This window comes from Alteracholeplasma palmae J233, assembly GCF_000968055.1.
GTDB classification, from domain to species: Bacteria; Bacillota_I; Bacilli_A; order Acholeplasmatales; family Acholeplasmataceae; genus Alteracholeplasma; species Alteracholeplasma palmae.
This window is the reverse complement of record NC_022538.1, coordinates 1,420,755-1,440,290: the sequence shown is the minus strand read 5'-3', so window position 1 is coordinate 1,440,290 and position 19,536 is coordinate 1,420,755. Positions and strand designations below refer to the sequence as shown.

General features: G+C 28.9%; 20 protein-coding genes, 1 riboswitch and 1 other annotated feature. Of the genes, 17 read left to right on the top strand and 3 right to left on the bottom strand.

Annotated features, from left to right (window positions below; genetic code table 11):
- Positions 1–3 precede the first annotated feature (3 nt).
- The 4 genes from rplQ (at position 4) to BN854_RS06645 (ending at position 5,127) form a co-directional block, all read left to right on the top strand.
- On the top strand, positions 4–360 hold the full coding sequence (gene rplQ / locus BN854_RS06660) for a 50S ribosomal protein L17 (RefSeq protein WP_030003782.1): 357 nt from the start codon (positions 4–6) through the stop codon (positions 358–360).
- An 87-nt stretch (positions 361–447) separates the two neighbouring features.
- Entirely contained in the window at positions 448–879 is a 432-nt protein-coding gene (locus BN854_RS06655; protein ID WP_030003781.1) for a hypothetical protein, read from the top strand.
- A gap of 66 nt (positions 880–945) precedes the next feature.
- Positions 946–3,381, top strand: coding sequence for an endonuclease I family protein (locus BN854_RS07505; RefSeq protein WP_030003780.1), 2,436 nt, complete (start codon positions 946–948; stop codon positions 3,379–3,381).
- Between the two features lie 54 nt (positions 3,382–3,435).
- On the top strand, positions 3,436–5,127 hold the full coding sequence (locus tag BN854_RS06645; protein WP_030003779.1) for a M3 family oligoendopeptidase: 1,692 nt from the start codon (positions 3,436–3,438) through the stop codon (positions 5,125–5,127).
- A gap of 53 nt (positions 5,128–5,180) precedes the next feature.
- On the opposite strand, the gene BN854_RS06640 is transcribed toward BN854_RS06645, so the two are convergent.
- Together BN854_RS06640 and BN854_RS06635 are read right to left on the bottom strand one after the other, a co-directional pair.
- Positions 5,181–6,029, bottom strand: coding sequence for an NAD(P)/FAD-dependent oxidoreductase (locus BN854_RS06640; RefSeq protein WP_030003778.1), 849 nt, complete (start codon positions 6,027–6,029; stop codon positions 5,181–5,183).
- Positions 6,022–6,336, bottom strand: a complete 315-nt coding sequence (locus tag BN854_RS06635; protein ID WP_030003777.1) for a thioredoxin family protein — start codon at positions 6,334–6,336, stop codon at positions 6,022–6,024. Before BN854_RS06635 ends, BN854_RS06640 begins: the two co-directional genes overlap by 8 nt.
- A gap of 118 nt (positions 6,337–6,454) precedes the next feature.
- On the opposite strand from BN854_RS06635, the gene BN854_RS06630 reads away from it, so the two are divergent.
- The 11 genes from BN854_RS06630 (at position 6,455) to BN854_RS06580 (ending at position 16,554) form a co-directional block, all read left to right on the top strand.
- Positions 6,455–7,261 (top strand): energy-coupling factor transporter ATPase, encoded by an 807-nt coding sequence (locus BN854_RS06630; protein WP_030003776.1) that lies wholly within the window; start codon positions 6,455–6,457, stop codon positions 7,259–7,261.
- The gene (locus tag BN854_RS06625) at positions 7,237–8,091 is read left to right on the top strand and encodes an energy-coupling factor transporter ATPase (protein ID WP_030003775.1); all 855 of its coding nucleotides are present in this window, start codon (positions 7,237–7,239) and stop codon (positions 8,089–8,091) included. The genes BN854_RS06630 and BN854_RS06625 overlap by 25 nt, the downstream gene beginning before the upstream one ends.
- Complete coding sequence (locus tag BN854_RS07500) at positions 8,084–9,079, top strand: energy-coupling factor transporter transmembrane component T family protein (RefSeq protein ID WP_030003774.1); 996 nt, start codon at positions 8,084–8,086, stop codon at positions 9,077–9,079. The genes BN854_RS06625 and BN854_RS07500 overlap by 8 nt, the downstream gene beginning before the upstream one ends.
- Complete coding sequence (gene truA, locus BN854_RS06615; RefSeq protein ID WP_045959856.1) at positions 9,066–9,794, top strand: tRNA pseudouridine(38-40) synthase TruA; 729 nt, start codon at positions 9,066–9,068, stop codon at positions 9,792–9,794. The genes BN854_RS07500 and truA overlap by 14 nt, the downstream gene beginning before the upstream one ends.
- 36 nt (positions 9,795–9,830) lie before the next feature.
- Positions 9,831–10,442, top strand: a complete 612-nt coding sequence (gene tmk, locus BN854_RS06610) for a dTMP kinase (RefSeq protein WP_030003772.1) — start codon at positions 9,831–9,833, stop codon at positions 10,440–10,442.
- Positions 10,439–11,383 (top strand): DNA polymerase III delta subunit-related protein, encoded by a 945-nt coding sequence (locus BN854_RS06605; protein ID WP_030003771.1) that lies wholly within the window; start codon positions 10,439–10,441, stop codon positions 11,381–11,383. Before tmk ends, BN854_RS06605 begins: the two co-directional genes overlap by 4 nt.
- Positions 11,380–12,180, top strand: a complete 801-nt coding sequence (locus BN854_RS06600; RefSeq protein ID WP_030003770.1) for a PSP1 domain-containing protein — start codon at positions 11,380–11,382, stop codon at positions 12,178–12,180. Before BN854_RS06605 ends, BN854_RS06600 begins: the two co-directional genes overlap by 4 nt.
- A 43-nt stretch (positions 12,181–12,223) precedes the next feature.
- Positions 12,224–12,880 carry a tRNA1(Val) (adenine(37)-N6)-methyltransferase gene (locus BN854_RS06595; RefSeq protein WP_157868355.1) on the top strand — a complete coding sequence of 219 codons (657 nt, stop codon included), beginning with the start codon at positions 12,224–12,226 and terminating at the stop codon, positions 12,878–12,880.
- A 19-nt stretch (positions 12,881–12,899) separates the two neighbouring features.
- The gene (gene rsmI / locus BN854_RS06590) at positions 12,900–13,742 is read left to right on the top strand and encodes a 16S rRNA (cytidine(1402)-2'-O)-methyltransferase (protein ID WP_030003768.1); all 843 of its coding nucleotides are present in this window, start codon (positions 12,900–12,902) and stop codon (positions 13,740–13,742) included.
- A 43-nt stretch (positions 13,743–13,785) separates the two neighbouring features.
- Positions 13,786–13,992, top strand: a binding site (T-box leader).
- A 38-nt stretch (positions 13,993–14,030) separates the two neighbouring features.
- Positions 14,031–15,587 (top strand): methionine--tRNA ligase, encoded by a 1,557-nt coding sequence (metG, locus tag BN854_RS06585; RefSeq protein WP_030003767.1) that lies wholly within the window; start codon positions 14,031–14,033, stop codon positions 15,585–15,587.
- Position 15,588: 1 nt separating this feature from the next.
- On the top strand, positions 15,589–16,554 hold the full coding sequence (locus BN854_RS06580) for a YitT family protein (protein WP_030003766.1): 966 nt from the start codon (positions 15,589–15,591) through the stop codon (positions 16,552–16,554).
- Positions 16,555–16,567: 13 nt separating this feature from the next.
- Here the strand turns inward: BN854_RS06580 and BN854_RS06575 are convergent, their stop codons facing one another.
- Entirely contained in the window at positions 16,568–17,488 is a 921-nt protein-coding gene (locus BN854_RS06575) for a helix-turn-helix transcriptional regulator (protein ID WP_030003765.1), read from the bottom strand.
- An 89-nt stretch (positions 17,489–17,577) separates the two neighbouring features.
- Between BN854_RS06575 and BN854_RS07900 the strand changes: the two genes are divergently transcribed.
- Positions 17,578–17,736 carry a hypothetical protein gene (locus BN854_RS07900; protein WP_157868354.1) on the top strand — a complete coding sequence of 53 codons (159 nt, stop codon included), beginning with the start codon at positions 17,578–17,580 and terminating at the stop codon, positions 17,734–17,736.
- A gap of 175 nt (positions 17,737–17,911) precedes the next feature.
- Positions 17,912–18,013: riboswitch (purine riboswitch) on the top strand.
- Between the two features lie 117 nt (positions 18,014–18,130).
- Positions 18,131–19,534 (top strand): NCS2 family permease, encoded by a 1,404-nt coding sequence (locus tag BN854_RS06570; protein ID WP_030003764.1) that lies wholly within the window; start codon positions 18,131–18,133, stop codon positions 19,532–19,534.
- Positions 19,535–19,536: the final 2 nt, after the last annotated feature.

Genomic DNA, 19,536 nt, shown 5'->3' with positions numbered 1-19,536 from the left:
ACCATGGCTTATAGTAAACTTAGCCGCAATAGCGACCAAAGAAAAGCTTTATTACGCGATTTAGTAACTGATTTAATCATTAACGATAGAATTGTTACTACTGAAGCTAAAGCTAAAGAATTACAAAAATTAGCTGATAAAATGGTTACTTTAGCCAAAGAAGGCACTCTAAGTGCACGTCGTCAAGCGGCTTCATTAGTTCGCGATGAAATGGCTTTAGAAAATCAAACAGCAGTACAAAAATTATTTGATGTTATTGCAGGTAGATACACAGACAGAAAAGGTGGATACACTCGTATCATTAAAACCGTTCCTCGTCGTGGCGATGCTGCACCAATGGCAATCATTGAATTTATATAATCACAACTTTAAAAACAAGTCTTAGGCTTGTTTTTTTTTGCTTATTTATGTATAATTATAGTAAAGCTTAACCTTGGAGGTATAGTAATGTTTAAATATCTTTTTAGTTTTAATGATTGGATGAATAATTTATTTGCTCAAGAATATGTATGGTGGACAGTATTAGTGATTGTAGCTATCGTATTAGTTGTTGCACTTATCGTTTTCTTATTGGTAAGACCAGCCGAATCATTTGCAGGCGTTTTCCATAAAGAAGGGCAAGGATCTGTAATAGTTGAAAAAAAGGGTGTATTATGGGTTGTAGATGCTGAAGGAAATGCTGAGAAATTCCAATTACATCAACAAAAACAAGTTGTAAAAGGAAATAACATATTTGCAGGTAGAGATATTAAAGTTGTTGAAGTAATTGAAGAAAATGATGTCATTCAAAGAAGACAAGCTATTGATACTGAATACTTAGTAGTAGATTTTGTTAGCAAGAAAAAATTAGTTTTAAATAACGTAGAATACGAAAAATAATTAGAGTTTTTAAATTAATAAAAAGCAAATTTTTGTTTGCTTTTTTTATTACAGGAAGGTAATGGCATGAAAAAAATAAGAATAATATTAGCTTTAACAATCACAGTGTTTTCAACTATTTTATTAGTTGGATGTTTAAATAAAGAAAAAGATTTTAGTGAGTTATTAAATAATATCAAAATTGATTATGGTAATAATATAGATCAAAATAATATTAAAGAATCATTTACTTTAGTTAATGAAGTAAGTAAAGAAGAAATTGAATGGATCAGCGATAGTGATTCTCTAATAGTAAATAATAACAAAGTAGAAGTAAAACAACTACAAGAGGAACAAAAAGTGTCCTTAACGGCATCCTTTAAAAATGATCTAAATAAAAATAAGAAAGTGTTTAACTTAACTATTTTAAAAGATGAAACATTTGGAGATACATTTGATATTACATATGGAACAAATCTAAGTAATGAATATCTTAAAAATGATTTTGTTTTGCCAGATACTTACAAAGGATACAAAGTAACCTATAGTATTGAAGAAAATCAAAATTTTATAATAACAGATAACTATAATGTAACAATTAATAGAGCAGAAGAAAATGTAAATCTAGTTTTAAAGGTAAATATTGATGCAATAAATTATGTTAAAACATATGAAGTCCCAATAACAATAGTTGAAATAAAACTTATTCAAATTAATTATATAGATGAAAACGGCTTAGAAATTTTTCAAGAATTAGTAGAAAAAGGAATTGTAATTGATTCACCATTTTTTAGCAATGAAGTGATTAGTTTTGATTATTATAAAGATCCTTTTTATACACAAAAAATAGATCAATTAATTTTTAGTGAGAATACCGATATATATGTTAAATCATCTCTTAATAATATAAAACAAGCGTTTGATAATGATCCAACAGTTAATTTTTCAGAAGATATTTACTCTGATTCTTTACAAGTTTATATTAACGAAAACTTAATAGATTCAACTGCAGAAAATATTTTTATTATATCTGATATGAATAAAAATGATGAAGACTTTAAATTAGTTATAAAAAATAATAATGGTGATGTCATTTTAGAAAAAGAAATTAGTATATGGAAACAACCTTCTTTAGTAACTTTTGAAGAAAAAGAAGGATTTATTCCAAGCTCTACCTATAACAATGAAAAGCCCCGCATCACAGGTGAAGAAACATATCAATGGGAAATTGTATATGGAACAGTCACTTCAACAAAAACACAAGTGATAAATGATATTGCATCTTTACAAATGAGAACATATGATAGAACCCACGTAACCCCATATGCTTTAACTAAATTCTCTATAGCTGAATTAAATAAAGTTGAATTCTATGCTAAAACAAGTGCTAAAAACAATTTAAAAGTTTCTTATTCAAAAGATGGTAAGAATTTTACAAATGAAGTAGACTATACATTAAGTAAAAATCCAACTAAATATATATATGAACTTGATACAAAAGAAGCTGTTTATATTAAGTTTGAAGTCATTAAAGATGGTGTAGGTAATGTAACTATTGATAATGTTTTATTTGACCATAACAGAGATAAAAGAATAGTATTTATGAGCGATGAACCAGAAAAAGGTGGCTTAGAAGAAATTAAAGAACGCTTTGAAGATGAAAGAAAAGTAACTAATAAACTGTCTGATTTAGCGCCTTACGATAATTTAACATATTATGCTAGCTTGAATGGTTTATCAAAAGAAGCATTTAAAGCAGAATTATCTAAAATTTTAACTGATACTATGACACCAAGATCTTATGGTGAAGCACGATTTATTTTAGAACAATCAGATTATATCAAAAAAGATGATAAAACATACCTTTATGGGGCATATGATAATGCTCTAATCAGTGTTATTTATTGGGATGGTGGAACATCTTGGGCAAGAGAACATGTATGGCCAAATTCAAGATTAGGTATAGAAAGAGTAGAAAATGGTACAAGAAATCAAGGAACTGATCTTTATAATCTACGTGCAATAGTCCCATCGACTAATAGTTCAAGAAGTAATAGATACTTTGAAAATCCAGAAGAAAAAAACACTAAAAATCAAACTGTTGGTAGAAATGCTTATTATACAGGAGATGATCAAAGAGGCGACACAGCTAGAATTTTATTTTATATGGCAACACGTTATCATAATATTTTAACACTTGTTAATGAAGTACTTACAAATGATTCATCTACTAACTACAAGCCACAAGGAGCTAAAATGAGCATGTTAGACACTTTATTAGCATGGCACAAGGAAGATCCGGTTTCAGAGTTTGAAGTCCAACGTAACAACGTTATCTACGAATATCAAGGAAATAGAAACCCATATGTTGATAACCCTGGATATGTGGAACAGTACTTCTACAAAGAAATTAGTCAAAACCAACAACTAACGCAAGTATATAAAGAATTTGTATTTAATCCATTATCAAAATTTGATAAGGCAATTATTTTTAAAAATGATGATTTAAACATTAACTTGTAAAAATTAACTATTAAGCGTATAATAACAATAATTTAGAAAAGGAAGTATACATGTATGACATTTAATGAATTCCCATATCAACGACCAAGTATTGAAGAATATAAAAAAGAAGCTAAAACTATTTTAGAAAGTATCTCAAATGGAAAAGATGCTGCTACTGAGATAAAAGCTATTAAAGCATTTCATGCTTTAAATGATAAAGTAGAAACAATGATTACTTTAGCATCAATCAGAAATAGTATCGATACTAGAGATGAATACTATGAGGCAGAACAAGCATTTTTCGATGAAAATATGCCTTACTTACAAGAAATTAGCAATGAATTTACTAATAAAATATTAACAAGTAAAAACAGAGAAGCTCTAGTAAAAGAGTTTGGAGAACTTCTATTTAAACAAGCAGAAGTTTCTAAAAAAACTTTTAAGCCTGAAATAGTTGAAGACTTGCAACTAGAAAATAAATTATCAACAGAATATTCAAAACTAACTTCTAGTGCTCAAATAGAATTTGAAGGAAGTATTTATAACTTAAGTCAAATGGCTCCATTTGTTCAATCAACAGATAGAGAAACAAGAAAACAAGCTAATTTAGCAGTCTCTAAATTCTTCAGTGATAATTTAGAAGCATATGATAGAATTTATGATGATATGGTTCAAGTTAGAACTAGAATTGCTAAAAGATTAGGATATGAAAACTTTGTACAATTAGGCTATGACAGATTTGGTAGAACTGATTATACGTCAAAAGAAGTAAAAGCATATAGAGAGCAAATTTATGAAACAGTTGTGCCACTTGTTAATGAATTAACAGAAAGAAAAGCTAAACGTTTAGGCATTAAAAACCCACAAAGTTATGATTTGACTTTATCATTTTTATCAGGTAATCCTACACCTAAAGGAAATAAGGATTGGCAAGTAGAAAAGGCAACTAAGATGTATAAAGAGATGTCAAAAGAAACTGATGAATTCTTTACTTTTATGTTAAAAAATGGATTATTAGAATTAGATAGTAAACCAGGAAAACAAGGAGGAGGATACTGTACCTTTTTACCAAGTTATAATGCCCCATTTATATTTGCTAACTTTAATGGAACCTCACATGATGTTGATGTTTTAACACATGAAGCTGGACATGCATTCCAAGTATATCAAAGTAGAAACTTAATTCCAGAATATCGTTGGCCAACAATGGAAGCAGCTGAAATTCATTCTATGAGTATGGAATTTCTAGCATGGCCATGGATTAATGAATTTTTCTTAGAAGATACTGAAAAATATAAATTTTCACATTTAGCAGGTGCAGTGACTTTCTTACCATATGGAGCATTAGTAGATCACTTCCAACACGAAGTATATGAAAACCCAAGTCTTACTCCAACTGAAAGAAGACAAGTATGGAGAAAACTAGAAAAACAATACTTACCGTTCAAAAAATATGATGAAGATGAATTCTTAGAAAACGGTGGATTCTGGCTTAGACAAGGACATATCTTTAGTTCACCATTCTATTATATCGATTATACGCTTGCCCAAGTATGCGCCTTCCAATACTGGACTAAGAGTAGAGAAGATTATAAAAAGGCTTGGGAAAGCTATCTAAGCCTATGTAAATTAGGTGGTTCTAAGAGCTTTTTAGGATTAGTTGAAGCATCAAAATTAAAAAATCCTTTCATAAAAGGAAGCATTAAAGAAATTATTAAACCAATTAAAGAATACTTAGATCAAGTAGACGATAAAAAATTATAAAAAAAGAGCATATGCTAATAACTTTGTATTACTAAAGCTATTAGATATGCTTTTTATTTTTTTCTTAAATATTCATGGATTTTTCTAGCAGCGTTTGTACCATCGCAAACAGCTTTTGAAATTTGTAAAAACCCACCAATAACATCACCAGCCGCAAACACCCCAGGGTTATTTGTTTGGAAGTTGTCATCAACTATAATGGTTTCCTTATCTAGAATGATGCCTAAACTTTGAGCAAATTCTAAAGCAGAAGGAGAGCCTATCGCAACAAATACTCCATCTAACTGATAAGTAGCATTACTAGTTTTCAAACTAGTTAACTTACTATCTCCATAAAACCCTGTAATAGGTTCGGTAACTACTTTATAAGAATCATTTTTAATATTTATCCCATTACTAAAAATAGTAATATCATCAGTTAAGTTAGTTAAAAGACTTAATTCGTGTAACATGTAAGGACCATCACCAATAATGCCTATTTTCTTTTTTCTAAAGAAAAAGCCATCACAAGTAACACATAGACTAATACCTTTCCCACGATAAGCATTAAAGCCTTCAACTGGAAGTCTTTTTCTATTTTTTCCTGTGGCTAATAAAATAGTTTTTGCTTCAAAAACAGCATGTTCGGTTGTAACAATAAAGTAATTATCATGCTCATCTATATTAATCACAGAATCTCTTATGATTGGTACACCGTGTCTTTCAGCTTGTTTAATACCGTTTGCGACAATAATATTGCCTGAAATAGGTTCAGCAAACCCATAATAATTTTCAATCATATCACTTTCTTTTAAAGCACCGAGGTCTTTTCCAATTAATAAAACATCATTATTAAATCGTTTCAAGTAAATAGCCGCGGTTGCCCCAGCAGGTCCAAGACCGATAACTATCGTATCATACATTTAAAATCATCTCTTTCATTTTTTCAAAGCTATTAAGACCAATGATTTTTTCAACTAGTATGCCATTTTTAAAAATAAGACATGTTGGTAAACTCATAATTTCATATTGATCGCTAAAGTCTGCATTTTTTTCTGCATCGACACTAATAACTTGGATAAGTGGATATAAATCTTCTTCAAGGTTTTCTAAGACTGGAAATAAAGATTTACAGTTTCTACACCAAGAAGCGTGAAAAAAGACGATAGAAATGATATTGTTATCTAAAACATCTTTTTTAAAATCAATTAATTCTAATTCTAATGCCATAATAAACACCTCAATTTTATTATAACGGATTTAACGTCAAAATGCCATAATGGTATCTATTTATCTTTATATTGATAATGATAAATGTTATAATAAGAAAGATAGAAAGGGTGAAAAAATGATAAAAGTAGATAACCTTTCATTTTCATATTATAATTCATCTGAGACACTAAAAGAAATATCTTTTAATATTCCAAAAGGAAAGTGGATTTCAATTATTGGTCATAATGGATCAGGAAAGTCAACACTGTCAAAATTATTGGTAGGTCTTTTAGAACCGCAAAAAGGCACAATTACAATTGATGATTTAGAAATTAATGAAAATAATTTAGCAGAAGTAAGAAGAAAAATAGGTATTGTTTTTCAAAATCCAGATAATCAATTTGTTGGGGTTACAGTTAAACATGATATTGCGTTTGGACTTGAAAATCAACAAATTCCTAAAAATGAAATGATTGAAAGAATTCATCATTATGCAAAACTAGTAGGTATGGAAGAGTATCTTGATAAAGAGCCTCAACAACTATCAGGTGGACAAAAACAAAGAGTTGCGATTGCAGCTAGTTTAGCCATGGAACAAGAAGTAATCATTTTTGATGAAGCTACTTCTATGTTAGACCCTGAAGGTGTTTTAGAAATATCAGAATTAATATATAAACTCAATAAAGAACACGAAAAGACAATAATTACCATTACTCATGATCTTGATTTTGCTTCTAAAAGTGATTATATACTTGTTTTAAACGAGGGAAACCTTGTTTTACAAGGAACTCCTTTAGAAGTCTTTAAAGAAGAAAAAATCCTAATAGACGCTAGATTAAAGTTACCTTACAGTTTAAGACTTTATCATGATATTAAAAAATCAGGTCATGAAATAAATAAAAAGTTGGTGGATGCATTATGGGCATACAATTTGAAAAAGTAAATTATGAATATAAAGCCATCAAAAAAACATATAAAGCTTTAGATAATATTGACTTAAATATTGATGATAAAAATGAATTTATTGCTATTTGTGGACAAACAGGATCAGGGAAGTCCACATTAGTTCAATTGATGAATGCTTTGTTATTACCAACAAGTGGTAATTTAAAAGTTTTTAATCAAGAATTACCGCCTAAAAAGAAAAACACTAAAATTAATTATTTAAGACAAAAAGTAGGATTAGTATTTCAATTTCCTGAATATCAACTTTTTGAAAGTACTATTTTAAAAGATGTTATGTTTGGCCCAAGAAATTTTAGAAGTAGCGTAGATGAGGCAATGATAAAAGCTAAAAAAGCCTTAGAAACTGTCAAAATCGAAGAACCTCTTTATGAACAGTCGCCATTTAGAATTAGTGGTGGGCAAATGAGAAGAGTCGCAATTGCTGGTATTCTTGCAATGGAACCAGAAGTATTAGTTCTTGATGAACCAACAAGAGGTCTAGATCCTCAAGGTCAAGAAGATATTATGGAAATATTTAAAGAAATACATGATAAAGAAAATAAAACAGTTATTTTAATTACACATGATATGGATATTGTTGCGCAATATGCAAAACGTGTTCTTGTATTAAATCACGGTAAAATTGTTTTTGATGGAACAAAAGAAGCACTTTTTTCACATCCTAATTTCAATACATTTCACCTAGATTACCCAACTCCAATTAAGATACTTAAGCATTTAGAAAAAACTGCTAAAGTGCCTTATGAGGCTAAATACACTTATAATGAACTCCTAGATTATTTAAAGGAGGTTAAGATAAATGAATAATATTAAAATTGGACAGTATTTACCAGGAAATTCTTTACTGCATAGAATGATTCCTAGTGTTAAGATTATTAGTATGATCCTTCTTATGGTATCCATTTTCTTAATTCCAATTGAACTGAAAATGATCAACCTGATTTTATTAGGAAGTTTATTTATTTTTGCGTTACTATTAGTCTTTATTTCTTCAGTACCTTTCAAGAATGTTATGAACAATCTTAAAGGAATTGTATTCCTTTTAGTTTTCACATCAATTATTCAAGTCTTTTATATCCAAACAGGAACTTTATGGCTTGAAACAGATATGTCTTTTGGATTAGCTAGTTTTGGTGCTATTATTGGATTAATCATATTCTATAATTTTACTAAAAAATATATTAAATTTAGAACTATTTATTTTTTAATAACTGTAGTTTTAATTTTTGTCTTACAAGCATATTTGCCTTATATGCCATGGGCTAATTATAAGTTAGCTATTTATTCTGATGCGGTGATAAGAGTCTTATTTATTTTTGTAAGAATTATGACAGTTATTATTATTGCCTCATTATTAACTTATACAACCTCTACAACTGAACTTAATGATGGATTAGAAACTGTACTTAAACCATTAAAGTATATTGGAGTGCCTGTTTCAATATTTGCAATGATGTTATCATTAACTTTAAGATCTATTCCTACTTTATTAGAAGAAACAGAAAAAATTATGAAAGCTCAAGCATCTCGTGGAGTTGAATTTAAAGAAAGTAAATTTATTCAAAAATTAGGGCAAATCATTTCACTTTTAGTCCCAATATTTGTTATCTCATTTAAAAGATCATTGGATCTAAGCAATGCTATGGAAGTAAGAGGGTACGTTCTAGGTGCGCCTCGTACAAAACTTGCAAGTTACAGATGGGCATCTAAAGATATTCTAGCTTTAATAGTAAGCTTATCAGTGCTTATAGGAATCATTTGTTTCAGGATAGTGGCGGCATATGTCAGTTTTTAAAATGGTTGTGTCATATGATGGAACAAACTATCATGGCTATCAAATGCAACCTCATGAAACAACGATTCAAGAAGTTATTGAAAAAGCATTAGAGTTAATGACTAAGATAAAGATAAAAACTTATGCTGCAAGCAGAACCGATAAAGGTGTGCATGCAGAAGGACAAGTGCTTCATTTTGAAACAGACTTAAAGATAGAAGCTAATACTTTTACAGATGCCGTCAATAAAAGGTTACCTAACGATATTAAAATTGTTAAGACAACTAAAAAAAATGAAAGTTTTCATGCAAGGCACTCAGCAAAATCTAAAGTATATCATTACGTCTTTTCAAAAAAAGAATTAACCCCCTTTAACAATAGATTTCAAGTATATATACCTAATCTAGATTATGAATTGATGAAACAAGCATCTAACCTCTTTATAGGAACACATGACTTTACAGCGTTTGGGACTGAAATTATGGATAAAACAGTAACAAAAACAATGTATCAGGTAGAATTAAAAGAAACAAGAAATGCATATATTTTTATTGTTCATGGTAACCATTTTTTAAAGTATATGGTTAGATCGATGGTAGGTACTTTAATAGATATTGGTAGACATAAAAAAACAATGGATATTATTACAAAAATGTTTGAGACAAAAGATAGAAAATTAGCTGGTAAAACAGCAGACGCAAAAGGATTATGTTTAAAAAGAATCTATTATAAATAGATAAAGTATGAGATAATAAAATTAGAGGTGAAGGATATGTTTATTACATTTGAGGGCGGAGAAGGAACCGGGAAAACAACAATTATAGAAAAACTTACTAGACAATTACAAAATGAAAACTTTCAAGTGGTTTCTACTAGAGAACCTGGAGGAAGTAGTATAGCAGAACAAATTAGAAAGGTTCTACTTAATCCTGAAAATAAAGAAATTACTTCTAGAACAGAAGCTTTATTATATGCGGCTTCTAGAGCACAACACTTAGATGAAGTAGTTATTCCTGCACTAAATGATAATAAAATAGTTCTATGTGATAGATATATAGATAGTTCCATGGCTTATCAAGGATATGCTAGAGAACTAGGAGAAGAATTTATTAATAAAATAAATGTATATGCCCTTAACTATATGCCGGATTTAACAATATATATTGACCTAGACACAAAAATTGGTCAGGCAAGAATCAATAATAATAGGAAACATAAAATTGATCGATTAGATTTAGAAGATTGTAGTTTCCATGATAAAGTTAGAAATGGTTATTTACAAATTGCTAAAAAAGATGAAAAAAGAATATTTATTATAGATGGTAATCAAACAATTGATAGTATCTATAGTATTATTTACAATAAAGTAAAAACACTAATATGAAAAAAACACTAGAATGGTTTAAAAAGGCAATTAGTAATAACAGATTATCGCATCTATATATGTTAAGTGGTGGAACAAATCTAGGAAAAAAAGAACTTGCCTTAGAAATCGCATATGAAATATTTAAAAATTATAAAGATCATCCTAAATTAAAAGAGTTAGTAGAAACTTTTAATTATGCAAATCTTATATATTTAGAAAAAGAAGGAAACTCCATTAAAAAAGAACAAATAAGTTTTCTTCAAGATGAGTTTAATAAAACATCTTTAATTGGTGGACCTAGAGTTTATATTATTGAAGATATAGAAACTCTTACAATCTCAGCTGCGAATAGTTTACTGAAATTTATGGAAGAACCAAAAGGAACAGAAACAATAGGAATCCTTTTAACAAGCCAAAAAGAACAAGTTCTTCCAACTATTATTTCTAGAAGCCAAGTTATTTTATTAAATGAACAAACTGAAAATGAGATTGTTAATGATTTAATTGAAAATCAGATTTTAGAAGAAGATGCTTACTTACTTTCAGTTATCACAAAAGATGTTAAGGATGCTTTAGAATTATTAGAAGATCCCAATTATTTATCTGTTAAAGAAACCTTTTTAAAGTTGACTAGAAACTGGCAAAAAACATCAGAAACACTTAGAATTTTATTAGGACTTCCTACTTTCTTATGGGAAGATAAAAAATGGTTTGAATTATTTTTAGAAATCTTAATAAAATATTTTTTAGATATTATACATATTCATATGCATCAAGAAGTATATTTTAAAAAAGATGATACTTTATCAGTCAACTCAACTAAGTTAAATGTTATCCAATGTCAAAATATGATTTCTGATATACAAGATAAGATTAAAGAACAAAGATATTATATCAACTTAGAATTAGCATTCAGTTCTCTTATAACTAAACTAGAAAAAAGGAGACCAAGAAAATGAAGGTTGCTTTAGTTCAATTTAAAACAGCAGGTAAAAAATATTATTTTGGTTTGAATAATTTAAATGTTACAGATAACTCTTTAGTTGTAGTAGAAACAATTAGAGGATTAGAAATTGGAAAAGTTTCTAAAATAAAAGAAATTGATGATTCAGAAATAGAAACTCAAATTAAACCAATCATAAGAATGGCTAATGAAGAAGACTTATTTAACTATGAGGAAAATCAATTGTTAAATAAAGATGTCTATCAAGTAGCTAAGCAAGTTGCCTTTGATTTAAAGTTAAAAATGAAGATTGTTGATGCTGAATATACTTTGGATAGAAAAAAATTGCTTGTTTATTTTGAATCAGATGATCGTATTGATTTTAGAGAACTTATCAAAGTACTTAATCAAAAATATAAAACAAGATTAGAACTTAGACAAATAGGTTCCAGAGATGCCGCTAAGATTATTGGTGGTATTGGTCCATGTGGACTTATCTTGTGCTGTTCCACTTTTATTGGTGAATTTGACACGATATCTATTAAAATGGCTAAGAATCAAAACTTATCATTAAATCCTCAAAAAATATCAGGTGTTTGTGGAAAGTTACTTTGTTGCATTAAATACGATGATGATGTTTACACTGATTTAAAAGAAAAAATGCCTGATGTTTCTGATATGATTTTAGTTAATGGTGAAAAAGTTTTAGTTGTTAATATTAATGTACTAGGACAAAAGATTCAAATTAAACATTTGGAAACATCTAGTTATGAGTGGATTTCTTTAGAAAGTTTAGAATCTAATGGTAACTAGAGATTTAATCGGATCTAACAAAAAGATAAAGCAAGAAACGGGTATGTCATTTAATTTAGACACCATCTTACTTTCTCTTTTTATTAAGACTAGAAAAAGTGATAAAAAAATTGTTGATGTTGGTACAGGTAATGGGGCTTTAATGCTTTATTTAAGTGAAAAAACAAAAGCTAAAATTATTGGTGTAGAGATACAGGAAAAAAGATATCATCTAGCATTAGAAAATATTAAATTAAATAGTTTAGAAGATCAATTATCTTGCCATCATATAGACTATAATGAAATTGACTTTATGAAAGATATTGATATGGTTGTTTCTAATCCGCCTTTTTTTAAAGTGAATCAAGAGACAAAAAGAAACTTAAGCCTTGATAGCGAAATTGCAAGACATGAAATATATCTCAACTTAGAACAATTAATTAAAAAAACATCTCAAATATTAAAGCATGGTGGCAGTTTTTATATGATTCATAGACCAGATAGGTTAACTGATATTATGAATTTGTGTAACAAGTTTGACCTTGTTGTTAAAGAAATACAATTTGTTCATCCATATATACATAAAGAACCTAACCACTTATTAATTAAAGCAGTAAAAAAAGGTAATGAGGGTGTTAAAATCTTACCACCATTAGTGATTTATCAAAGTCAAAATGAATATACAGAATATTTTAAAGCAGTTTATTCTAAAAAGGATTAAGAAAAGCGAAGTGATAAATATGATTAATCAAATAAGTTTTAAAGAACAAAAACCAACTTTATATATTGTCTCAACTCCAATAGGAAATCTTAAAGATATTACATATAGAGCTATTGAAATATTAAGCTCAGTTGATTATATCTTAGCAGAAGATACCAGAGTAACAGATAAATTATTAAAACATTATTTTATTAATAAAAAACTGATTTCTTATCATGAGCATAATAAGTTTGAAAAAGAAGAACTGATTTTAAAACTATTATCAGAAAATAATCATATTGCCTTAGTCAGTGATGCTGGGACCCCTATGATAAGTGATCCAGGCTATGAAATCACCCAAACAGTAATGCAAAATGAATATCCTGTTGTGGCAATACCAGGAGCAAGTGCTTTACTTACTGCACTTATAACATCTAATATTGCACCAATGCCTTTTATCTTCATTGGTTTTTTGCCAAGAAAACAAAGTGATCAAAAAACTTTCTTAGAAAAATATAAAAGTTATCAAGAAGCCCTCATTATTTATGAATCTCCAAAAAGAATAGAAAAAACGCTTCAAGTTATATATGAAGTTTATGGCAATAGAAAAATTTCTTTAGCAAGAGAACTTACTAAAAAATTTGAGACCATTACTAATGGGTATATAGAAGATATATTAAAAACAGAATTAAATCTTCTTGGAGAGTATGTTTTAATCATAGAAGGTAATCAAATAGAAGTAGATTATAACGAAATAACAATAGAAGCACATGTATTGCTCTATATTAAGCAAGGATACACAGAAAAAGAAGCTTTGAAATTAGTAGCAAAAGACAGAAATGTTAAGAAAAGCGATATTTATCAAGCATATAAAATTAAATGATATTGAATCTAAAAGATTCTTATTATATAATAGAGACAAACTAAATATAGCAATGAAAAGAAGAGTAACTAAATTTTCTTTTAAAGAGAGTCTATGGCTGGTGTAAATAGATAAAAAAGTTTAGCGAAAATGGTCTTGGAGCTTTTAAATCGATATGTAGATTTAAACGTGATCTTACGTTACAAGAAGAGTGCTAATTATAATAATTGTAATTAGAACTAAGGTGGTACCGCGATCATTCGTCCTTAGAATTTGTTTAAGGACGTTTTTTTAGTTATGGAGGAAAAAATGAAAGAAAAATTTTATATAACAAGTGCAATCGCATATGCTTCAGCAATTCCACATATAGGAAATGTATATGAAGTCATTCTAGCGGACGCTATCGCTAGATTTAAAAGATTAGATGGACATGAAGTCTTTTTTCAAACAGGAACAGATGAACACGGGCAAAAAATTGAAACGAATGCAGCAAAACAAGAACTTAAACCTAAAGCATATGTGGATATGATTTCTTCTGAAATTAAAAGAATTTATGATTTAGTTGGCGTAAGCTATGATAAATTTATTCGTACAACTGATAGTGATCATGAAAAATCAGTTCAAGCTATTTTTCAAAAATTATATGATCAAGGAGATATTTATTTAGGTAAATATGAAGGTTGGTATTCGGTTGCTGAAGAGGCTTATATCTCTGAAAACGATATTGTAGATGGCAAAGGACCTAATGGAGATATTCCTGTTTGGACAAGTGAAGATGCATATTTCTTAAAATTAGAAAAATATCAAGAAAGACTTTTAAAGCATATTGAAACTCATCCAGATTTTATTAGACCTGAAAGTAGAAAAAATGAAATGATTCAAAATTTCTTAAAAGAACCACTTCCAGATCTTTCTATTTCAAGAACATCCTTTAAATGGGGCATTCCAGTACCATTTGATCCTAAACATGTTATTTATGTTTGGATAGATGCTTTAAGTAACTATATTACTGGAATAGGATATCATCCTAATGAACCAAAAACAGAATTATTTAATAAGTTATGGCCTGCAGATATTCATTTAATTGGAAAAGATATTGCTAGATTTCATACAATTTATTGGCCGATATTATTAATGGCATTAGAATTAGAATTACCTAAACAAATTTTCTGTCATCCATGGATCTTATTTGATAAAAATAAGATGAGCAAGTCAGTTGGGAATGTCTTATATACAGATGATTTAGTTAAACATTTTGGTGTAGATGTGTTAAGATATTATGTTTTACATGAAATACCATATGCTCAAGATGGTAATATTACATATGAACTTTTAATTGAAAGAAATAATAGTGATTTAGCAAATACAATTGGTAATTTAGTTAATAGAACTATTGGAATGGCTAAAAAATATCGTGATGGTCATATTAAAAGAGTTATCTTAAAAGAACCATTTGAACTGAGCTTGGAAGAAAAAGCATTAGAAGTTTTACCACGTATGAGAACATTCATTGATTCATTAAAAATAGGGGAGGCACTAGAAGAAGTAGTTCAACTTGCTCGTTATGCTAATAAGTATATTGATGTTTCAGAACCATGGAAATTATTCAAAGATGAAAATGCTCAAGAAACACTTGATCATGTGTTATATCATTTAGTAGAAACTATTAGATATATTGCAGTTTTATTAAAACCATTTTTACCAGAAACAGCAGAAAATATATTAGAACAAATAAAGGCAGAAGAAACTACATTTACTAGTCTAGAAACATTTGGTGTAACAAAAGAAAAAGAACTAGGGGAAGCAAAAGTATTATTTGAAAGATTTGAACTGGATAAGAAAATAAATCATATATTAGAGGATTAAGATGCAAAAATTAAAAAGTGTGATTCAAAGTGAACAATTTAGATTAAAAATAGGACCCGAGATTAAACGTTTTTTTGCTGTGGTTATATTTACTTTGATATATGGTCTTGGAGTTGTATGGTTTCTTGAAGCTTCAAGTGTACATATGTATACAGGTGGTATTCCAGGACTTGCCCAAGTAATAAGAGATTTACTCGTATTAAATGGTGCGATTGCAGAAGGTAGTAAAGTTGGAGACATTTTTATGTCCATCTTTATTATTGTTGGAAACATCCCAGTTTTAGCACTTGGATGGTTTGGAGTGTCTAAAAGATTTACAATATATAGTTTTATATCTATTATTATTCAGTCAATTGTTATTGGTTTTATCCCCAAAATCAACTTAGGTATTGGTAGTCCTGATCAAGCATTGCTTGCGGCTATTATGGGAGGATTACTGATTGGTATTGGTGTTGGTGGTGCTCTTAAATTTGGTACATCAACAGGTGGTTTAGATATAGTTGCCCAATATGTTTCATTAAAAAAAGGACAATCTGTAGGATTTATCTCCATGGTTCTAAATGTGCTTATTGCATTATTTGGTGCTATTATAGCAGGTAATAATAAAGCTGCAGTTAATAGTGTTGCAGGATTAGTCTTCTTATATACAATTATTAGAATTATAGTCACGACGATTGCAACTGATAAAATACACACCGGATATCTTTATATGGGAGTTCAAATCATTACAGAATCACCTAAAGAAGTTATTAATGATATCCTAGTGAAACTATATAGAGGGGTTACATTGACTAAAGTTCAAGGTGCCTACTCACAACATGATAAGATTTTAATATATGTTGTTATATCTAGTTATGAATTGCAAAGCTTATTAGACATTGTTAGAAGAGTTGATGACAAATCATTTATCATAACAACGCCTGTTAACCATGTTTATGGTAACTTTAAGAAAAAGACAATTGCATAAAAAAAATAGACAGTCATTTGTCTATTTTGCTAACTAATGTTATTAAATCATCATTAAAATAGTTTTTAATTAAATCACTGTAATAGGTGATTTTTTTATTGTTATCTTCTATCTTAAGTGTATAAAATAGTTTTAAAAGTGAATCATTCGTATGAGAAGGATCATCAAGAAAGTGATAGGCAAGAGCTTTGTAATAAAAGAAATCAGCAAGTAGATAATTTGATTTAACTTGTTTTCCATAGTTAATTGCTTCATTACATAAGGTGATGACTTCACTGAAATTTCCATTAAGCCCTGCATAATCCGCTAGTCTGTAGTAACAAAGGAGTAGCGTTTTTTCGTTTTGTCCGCTTAACAGATAAGTTTTATGAGAAAGGAATCCTTTTATAATTGTGATGATTTTATCTTTTTCCTTGAAACTAGAAAATGATAATAGGCTTGAAACTATAATCAGTTCAGTAGAAGAATAAGCATTTTTATTAAATAAAGTAGAATATGAAATTAATTCTTTGACATCATCGATGAAAGTAGGTTCTGAAATTAAATTCATATAATATTTTCTTAATAAAATAGAATACTCATAAATAAGTAAATTATTAGCATCTATAATATTATCTTTGATAATATTTTTTTCATATTCATCAGCCTTTTTAAAGTCTTTATTCACAATGGCATTATGAAAGTTATTTAAGGTATTAGCTTCTTGAATTCTTTTAGATTCAAATTCTAGTATAAGATGTTCAGGTCTTAATCCAAGTCTTTTAGAAAGAAGATTGATCACTGACTGTGGTATTTGATACTCACCACTAAGATAACGTCGGTACTGTCTTAAAGATATAATTTCAGAAGTAAATGATTCTTGTGAGAAACCTCTTAATATTCTAAGCTTTTCAAAGAATAATGATAGTTCTTTTGAATATGATAGATATTCCATATTAATCTCCATTCATTATAGGACAGTTTCGCCCTAGTGTTAAAAAATGCTCACGCCTAAAATAAGGTTATAAAAGGGGGTGAGTATTAATGAAAAAAATGTTCAAAGTTGTATTGACTATGGCATTATTAGTTACAACGATTGCTGTTGGTGAACTTTCAGCGCAATTTGGTAACGGAAAACAACCAGAAATTATTGAACACAGTCCATCAATTATCAAACATAGTCGTATTATTATTGTACAATAATTTATAAATAATAGTATAAATTTGATAATGATGCAAGAAAAAAAGAGTTAATACGGGGTATAAAAGTAAAATCTATGTAAAAAAACTAGTTTTTTAGCAAAAACTGTGATTTTAACAACAATTAATAAGAAATATGAAGATTAGTGGTTTACATTTAAATAAATGTTTGCTATAATTATACTCGTATTCGATATATCGTATATCCGATCAGATATGGTGATCAAGTCTCTACCGCAGAACCGTAAATTTTGCGACTACGATTGTCAACTCCTTTTGTTTTTTATAAATGGATGTTGTCAAATGTAGATGTGACCATTATTCTTTAGTCAAGAATTTAGTGGTTTTTTTTATTTTTGATATCGTCGATTACAAAAAAATAAAAAGGAGAAAAAAAATGTCTTTCATAGAAAAGATCAAATCGTTTTTTCAATTTGAAAAACGTGGGACCAATTTTAAAAAAGAAACATTAGGTGGTCTTGTAACATTTTTAGCAATGAGTTATATCTTAGCTGTTAATCCAACAATGATTGGTAACGCAGGTGTTCCACTAGGTGGAGCATTTATAGCAACAGCAGTAGGGGCAGCGATTGCAACTATTATTATGGCTTTTACAGCAAACTATCCAGTAGCATTAGCACCTGGTATGGGAGTAAATGCCTTCTTTACTTACACAATTGTATTAACAATAGGATATAGTTGGCAAGAAGCATTAGCTGCATCATTTATTGGTGGACTTATCTTCGTAGCTATTTCTTTTACATCACTTAGAAAAAAATTAATTGATGCAATTCCAGATGGATTGAAATCTGCAATTGGTGCAGGTATTGGATTCTTTATTGCTTTTGTAGGGTTACAAAATGCAGGAATTATCGTTCCAAGTGGATCAACTGGAGTTGAATTAGGTAACTTATCACAACCAACAGTTTTAGTAGCTTTATTTGGAGTTCTTGTGATTTTTGCTCTATATAATGTTAAAAATAAAAAGATTTCTAGATTTGCATTTATATACGCAATCTTAATTACAGCAGTCTTATATGTGATTTTAGCGTTATTAAAAGTTCCTGGAATTCCAGAAATTAAAATTTTAAGTTATAGTGAATTAGGTACCTTCTCAGATACTTTTGGTGGTTTTATTACTGGATTTAAAACAATGTTCGAAGACACTCCTGGTGTTATAACAGCTGGTGCTAAATTAGCTACATTACCAATTATTGTCTTTGCATTATTATTTGTTGATATTTTTGATACTGCAGGTACATTAGTGGCAGTAACAAAAGCAGCAGGTATTAAAGATGAAAATGGTGGCATTCCAAAGTTAGAAAAAGCATTGTTTGCTGATGCAGTAGGAACACTTATTAGTTCTACAATGGGAACTCCAGAAATTACATCATTTGTTGAATCAGCAACCGGTGTTGAATCAGGAGCTAAAACAGGATTCTCAAATTTAGTAGTAGGTGGATTATTCCTATTATCTGTGTTGTTATTCCCTATTATGAGTATATTTAATGTTTTATCGGTGACATCAATGGCATTGATTTTAGTTGGAGCTATAATGGCACAACAAATTGGTGAAATTAACTGGTCAGATAAAATTATTGCAATCTCAAGTTTTATGACAATTATCGGAATGGTTGTTACTTATTCAGTTTCTGATGGTATTGCATTTGGATTTATTACATATACAGTTTCAATGCTAGCTAGTGGTAAAGCAAGAAAAATACATCCATTAATATACATCTTCTCAGCAGGATTTATACTATATTTTGCATTCTATTCAGTAGGATTCAAATTATTTTAATA